We start from the raw sequence: 6,010 nt of genomic DNA on the forward strand, positions 1-6,010 counted from the left end.
GAAACGGCGCTGAACTGTGGCGGCAGCTTCGGCTGGCTGGTTTTGGCGGAGGTCTCCGCGTTGTCACTGAATGGGCAACACGACGAAGGCGGGCGGAAAAAGCCGAAAACGGGCTCGGCCACGCGCCGGCGGCACGCACCATCGTTCGCCTAATGACACTTGAACGCAACAACTTGACCAAGGCGCAGACGATGACGGTCGCTGCGATCGAGGAGCAACTACCAGACCTAGTCGAGGCCAGAGATGTTGTGGAAAGCTTCCACGAAATGCTGCGGCGCAAGTCCAAAGATGATCTGGACACGTGGATCGACCGCGCAGCAGCAAGCTTGGTCGCCCCATTCGCGAACGGTATCATCCGCGACAGGGCAGCCGTCCAAAATGCGATAACCTCACAGTGGTCTAACGGCCAGACAGAGGGACAAATCACCAAGCTAAAACTCATCAAGAGGCAAATGTATGGACGTGGGAAGCTCGATCTGCTGGAAGCACGTGTCATCGGAGCGACCTGATGTCAGCGAGATTACGTCAGAGCCCCGTTTAAACGCCGATTGACAATCTGGAACCAGAACTACCCGAGTGATATTTTTCTATACTTGATGCTTCTTGATTGAAATCAATGCGGCTTATCTTGCAACCCATAAACTCAGGTCGGTTGCATTGAAAGAGAGCGGGACTAATGCATGAGTGACATCGCACAAGACGGCGATGGAAAACGATTTCGTTTTCCTACCGCATTCACCATTCTTTTTGGCCTCATTGTCATTGTCGCGGCGCTGACCTGGATCATTCCAGCTGGCCAGTACGAGCGAACCATGAATGCGGCTTTGAACAAGGAAGTTCCTATTGCTGGGACTTACAAGGTCGCTGAATCCAATCCGCAAGGTATTACAGATATATTCATGGCACCGATCGGAGGGCTTTATAATCCTTCGACCAATCAGGCCAATGCGATTGATGTGGCGGTTTTCGTTCTCATTATTGGTGGTTTCATTGGTGTTGTTGCTTCTACCGGCGCTATTGATGCTGGCATTGGCAGCGCGATGATTGCTCTAAAAGGGCGAGAGAAATGGTTGATCCCCGTGCTTATGGCGCTGTTCGCCTTCGGCGGCACAACCTATGGCATGGCGGAGGAAACGCTTGCCTTCTATATGCTTCTGCTTCCAATCATGATAGCGGCGCGTTTCGATGCCGTAACCGCCGTTGCCGTCATATTGCTTGGAGCAGGCGTCGGCGTTCTCGGTTCGACAGTCAATGCATTCGCTACGGTCATAGCCTCGGATGCTGCAGGCGTACCTTTCACCAATGGTCTCGTGCTACGCTGCATCATACTGGGGCTTAGCTGGCTGGCCTGCGTAATCTACGTGATGCGTTATGCTGAACGGGTGCGGCAAGATCCTACGAAATCACTCGTCTACGACATGAAGGCGGCGAACGAAAAACACTTTCTAAGTGCGCATGAGGGTGAAAAGGCTAACTTTACACTTTTGCACAAGATCGTACTAACGGTCTTTGGTCTCACCTTTGTCGTCATGATCTGGGGTGTTTTGAAAGGCGGCTGGTGGATGGGGGAAATGAGCGGGTTGTTCCTCGCTTCGGCTATCCTGATTGGCTTTATCACACGACCTGGTGAGGCAAGTTTTGTCGACAGTTTCGTCAACGGTGCACGCGACCTGCTTGGCGTGGCGCTGATCATTGGCCTGGCGCGCGGCATCGTCGTGGTCATGGACGCTGGCAAGATCACAGATACCATCCTGCACTGGGCGGAGCTTTCCGTCTCCGGGTTGGGTAAGGTGGCCTTCATCAACGTGATGTACTGGCTTCAGGTACTCATGTCCTTCTTCGTGCCGTCTTCGTCCGGTCTGGCGGTCCTTTCCATGCCGATCATGGCACCTGTGGCAGATTTCGCCGGCGTTGGCCGCCAGTTTGTGGTCACCGCCTATCAGTCTGCAAACGGGCTCGTGAACCTGATCAATCCGACTTTTGCGGTCGTAATGGGTGCACTGGCAATTGGTCGCGTCCCCTATGAACGCTGGTTGCGCTTCATGTGGCCGCTGCTTTTGATCCTGACCATTATCATCATGGCGTGCCTGAGCGCCGCTGTTCTGCTTGCTTGAAGGAGATTACGATATGAGCTTGACCTATGGTGTTCATTCCGAAGTTGGCAAACTGCGCCGTGTCCTCGTCCATCGTCCGGGCTCGGCACTTGCCCGCTTAACGCCGTCGAACTGTCATGAGTTGCTTTTCGATGATGTCATCTGGGTCAAGCAGGCCCGTGTCGAACATCTCACCTTTGTCGACGCCATGCGACATCGTGGCGTGGATGTCGTCTTTCTGCGAGAGATGCTGGCAGAGACGATGCAGGATGCCGAGGCCCGCCGCTGGCTTCTGGAGCGTCGTGTCAACGAGAATACCGTAGGCGTTGGTCTGGCTGACGATTTGCGAGCCCACCTCATGGAGATTGACGCCGATGCCTTGTCGCTGATCCTGATGGGCGGCTTGAGTAAAGCCGAACTGCCAATCAAGGGACGTGGGCTTTTCGCGCCAACATTGCGACCGGAGGATTTCGTCCTGCCACCTCTGCCTAATCATTTGTTTACTCGCGATACAACCTGCTGGATCGGTGGTGGTGTCACGCTCAACCCGATGCGTTGGAATGCACGCAAGCTGGAAACCGTCAATATCACGGCCATCTATCGTTTCCATCCGGATTTTCGCGACGCGGGCTTCCCGGTCTGGTGGGGTGATCCCGATACGGATTATGGGCTTGCCACATTGGAGGGTGGGGATGTCATGCCACTTGGAAACGGTATTGTTCTTGTTGGCATGGGCGAGAGGAGCACACCGCAGGCGGTGGGGCAACTGGCGCGCGCATTGTTTCAGAAGGGGGGGGCTGAGCATGTGATCGCCTGCAAGCTGCCTGTAGAGCGTTCATCCATGCACCTGGATACTGTGTTCAGCTTTTGCGATCGTGATCTCGTGACGCTCTTTGCCGATGTTGCAGAAAAGATCGAGCCCTATTCGATCCGTCCGGGCAAGACAAAAGATGAAATAGACGTCAGGGCGGAAGGACGCAAGCTTACCGAGGTCGTTGCTGAAGCGCTGGGACTGAAGAAGTTGCGCGTTGTTGAAACGGGTGGTGATGCTTACGTCGCCGAGCGCGAGCAGTGGGATGACGGCAACAATGTCGTTGCACTGGAGCCGGGTGTGGTCATTGCCTATGACCGCAATACCTACACCAATACACAATTGCGCAAGGCAGGCGTCGAGGTCATCACCGTGCCCGGTGCAGAACTCGGGCGCGGGCGAGGCGGCGGCCACTGCATGACCTGTCCATTAATACGCGATCCAGTTTGAGGAGACGAAAATGCCAGTCAATATCAAGGGCCGTAGCGTCCTGAAGTTGCTCGATTTCACGCCGGATGACATCCGGTTCCTGCTAAAGCTCTCGGCCTCATTGAAACAGGCCAAATATGGCGGTTATGAAGATCAAAGGCTGAAAGGCAAGAACATTGCGCTGATCTTTGAAAAAGACTCCACTCGCACGCGTACCGGGTTCGAGGTCGCCGCCTATGACCAGGGTGCACATGTTACCTATCTGGGGCCCACCGGTACCCAGATAGGTAAGAAGGAATCCATGAAAGACACAGCCCGCGTGCTTGGTCGTGTCTACGACGCTATCGAATATCGCGGCTTCGGGCAGGAACAGGCGGAGATTCTGGCGAAATGGTCGGGTGTGCCGGTTTATAATGGTCTGACAGATGAATTTCATCCGACCCAGATTCTCGCCGACTTTCTTACCATGCGCGAATATACCCGCAAACATTTGTCGCAAGTCACCTTCGCCTTCCTCGGCGATGCCGGCAACAATATGGGCAATTCACTCCTGACAGGGGCGGCACAGATCGGCATGGATGTGCGCCTTGCCGCACCGAAAGCCTGTTGGCCAGAACAGGAACTGATCGACCGCTGTCAGGAAATCGCGCTTCAGACCGGTGCGCGCATTACACTCACCGAAGACCCCGTAGCCGCCGTCAAGGGATGTGATTTTATCTATACGGATGTCTGGGTATCGATGGGCGAGCCGGATTCGGTATGGGCAGAACGTATCGAACTGCTGACGCCCTACCGTGTAACGCCGGAGATCATGGCGGCGGCTGGCAATCCACATGCGAAGTTCATGCATTGTCTTCCAGCCTTCCATAATCGCGAGACGGAGATCGGAGAGAAGATATTCGAGAAATTCGGCATCGACTGCATGGAGGTGAGCGAGGCGGTCTTTGAATCAAACGCTTCTATCGTTTTCGATCAGGCGGAAAACCGCATGCACACTATCAAGGCAATACTCGTAGCAACGTTGGGAAGTTGACATGCGGATCGTTGTGGCTCTGGGAGGTAATGCGCTTTTAAAACGTGGAGAGCCAATGACCGCCGAGGTCCAGCGCGCCAATGTACGGAAAGCCGCAAAAGCGCTGGCCGAGCTTGCACGTAACCACAACATCGTGGTTGCGCATGGCAACGGTCCGCAAGTCGGGCTTCTGGCACTCCAGGCTTCCGCTTATGCGGATGTCCCCGCTTATCCGCTCGATATTCTGGGGGCAGAAAGCGTCGGTATGATCGGCTATCTGGTAGAGCAAGAACTGACCAATGCCTTGCCCACGCAAACGCGGCTCGCCACGCTCTTGACCCAGATTGAGGTGAATAGTGACGACCCGGCCTTTTCCCATCCGGAAAAACCCATCGGTCCCGTCTACGACAAGGCAGATGCCGATCGTGTCCGGGCGGAACATGACTGGGTGCTCATCGAAGAGAGCGAGGGAAAATGGCGGCGCGTGGTGCCGTCGCCGCGTCCCCAACGTATCACTCAGATCCAAGTCATCCAACTTCTGGTTGAATCTGGCGTTGTCGTCATCTGCGCGGGCGGTGGCGGTATTCCGGTTATTCGTAACGAGCAGGAGGAAATTGAAGGCATCGAAGCGGTGATTGATAAGGACCGGGCGGCAGGGCTTCTCGCAGAAGAACTCAATGCCGACGCTTTCCTGATGCTCACAGACGTGGACGCTGTCTATAGCAACTGGGGAACGCCGGCCCAGCATCCGATCAGCAGGGCGACGCCAGCAGAACTCTCAACGCATAAGTTTGCTTCCGGTTCAATGGGCCCCAAAGTCGAAGCGGCCTGCACTTTTGCTTCCCATCCCGGCCGCATCGCGGGGATAGGACGGCTCGAAGATGCGGCAGCGCTCCTTTTCGGTCGGGCTGGCACAGTGATAAAAATATAAGGTCGGCTAGCGTCCCGAACGTTTGCCAGAAGGGAAGTTGTCGTTTCCATGGATACATTGACAAGGCCCGGAACGGCATTGTTGCATGAAACGAATTGGTGGCGGATTCCGATCTTTGATGCTGGCTTATGTGGTTTCAACTTTGACGCGGACGGATTTCGGGCGTGGTGTCTGCAGCATGCGGTTACGGACGCCGCATCCAAGTTTAACTTCAGTCTTCTGGTTGGTGAATTTGCGTGATCTTAGCTTTGGCCCGTTTGTTGATTTATAATTGCCTATGGCGTTTTCTACTCTCGCTCGCTTCCCATACTCGGTAAGATTTTGCCACTCCATCCGACCGCGTTGAGCATTTGTGCGGCTATGCCAGTCACGCTGATCAGGTGGGGGGCCATATGACGCTTCTTGTAAGTCTCGTATTCGTGGCGGAATGATAATGCTCACACCGGGACTATGACTGCGTAAAGCTTGATAGGTTTGATCACTGTCATAAGCACCATCTGCCATGAAACAAGCGATGGGGCGATCAATCATATCAAGCAAATCAGGAACCTGGCTGAGGTCACTTGTATTTTGATCAGTCAGTGTTTCTGCAATGACCTGATTGCTATCTGCATCAATAGCAAGATGCAGCTTGAGCCATTTTCGGGCAGATTTAGCGGCTGTGTCGCAAAATTTTCACTTCTTCTGAGCTATGTGAACGACGGTGCGTATAACTGAGTGAGGCGGATGCGAAT

The 6,010-nt window shown here is 54.5% G+C and carries 5 protein-coding genes and 1 pseudogene; 5 read left to right on the top strand and 1 reads right to left on the bottom strand.

Annotated features, from left to right (window positions below; genetic code table 11):
* The 5 genes from JNC70_RS22480 to arcC form a co-directional block, all read left to right on the top strand.
* A partial coding sequence (locus JNC70_RS22480) for a transposase (protein ID WP_374789028.1) occupies window positions 1-509 on the top strand: 509 nt, incomplete at its 5' end.
* Window positions 510-680: 171 nt separating this feature from the next.
* On the top strand, window positions 681-2,114 hold the full coding sequence (locus tag JNC70_RS22485) for a YfcC family protein (RefSeq protein ID WP_151558863.1): 1,434 nt from the start codon (window positions 681-683) through the stop codon (window positions 2,112-2,114).
* A gap of 13 nt (window positions 2,115-2,127) precedes the next feature.
* The gene (gene arcA, locus JNC70_RS22490; RefSeq protein WP_094513852.1) at window positions 2,128-3,354 is read left to right on the top strand and encodes an arginine deiminase; all 1,227 of its coding nucleotides are present in this window, start codon (window positions 2,128-2,130) and stop codon (window positions 3,352-3,354) included.
* Between the two features lie 10 nt (window positions 3,355-3,364).
* A complete protein-coding gene (argF, locus tag JNC70_RS22495) occupies window positions 3,365-4,366 on the top strand; it encodes an ornithine carbamoyltransferase (RefSeq protein ID WP_374789029.1) in 1,002 nt (333 codons plus the stop codon).
* A gap of 1 nt (window position 4,367) precedes the next feature.
* Window positions 4,368-5,276, top strand: a complete 909-nt coding sequence (gene arcC, locus JNC70_RS22500; RefSeq protein ID WP_374789030.1) for a carbamate kinase — start codon at window positions 4,368-4,370, stop codon at window positions 5,274-5,276.
* A 126-nt stretch (window positions 5,277-5,402) separates the two neighbouring features.
* On the opposite strand, the pseudogene JNC70_RS22505 reads toward arcC, so the two are convergent.
* Window positions 5,403-5,933: pseudogene (locus JNC70_RS22505) on the bottom strand (IS5-like element ISOcan1 family transposase); the annotation flags it as partial.
* Between the last annotated feature and the right edge of the window lie 77 nt (window positions 5,934-6,010).

Source organism: Brucella oryzae (assembly GCF_041929965.1).
Taxonomy (GTDB): Bacteria; Pseudomonadota; Alphaproteobacteria; order Rhizobiales; family Rhizobiaceae; genus Brucella; species Brucella oryzae.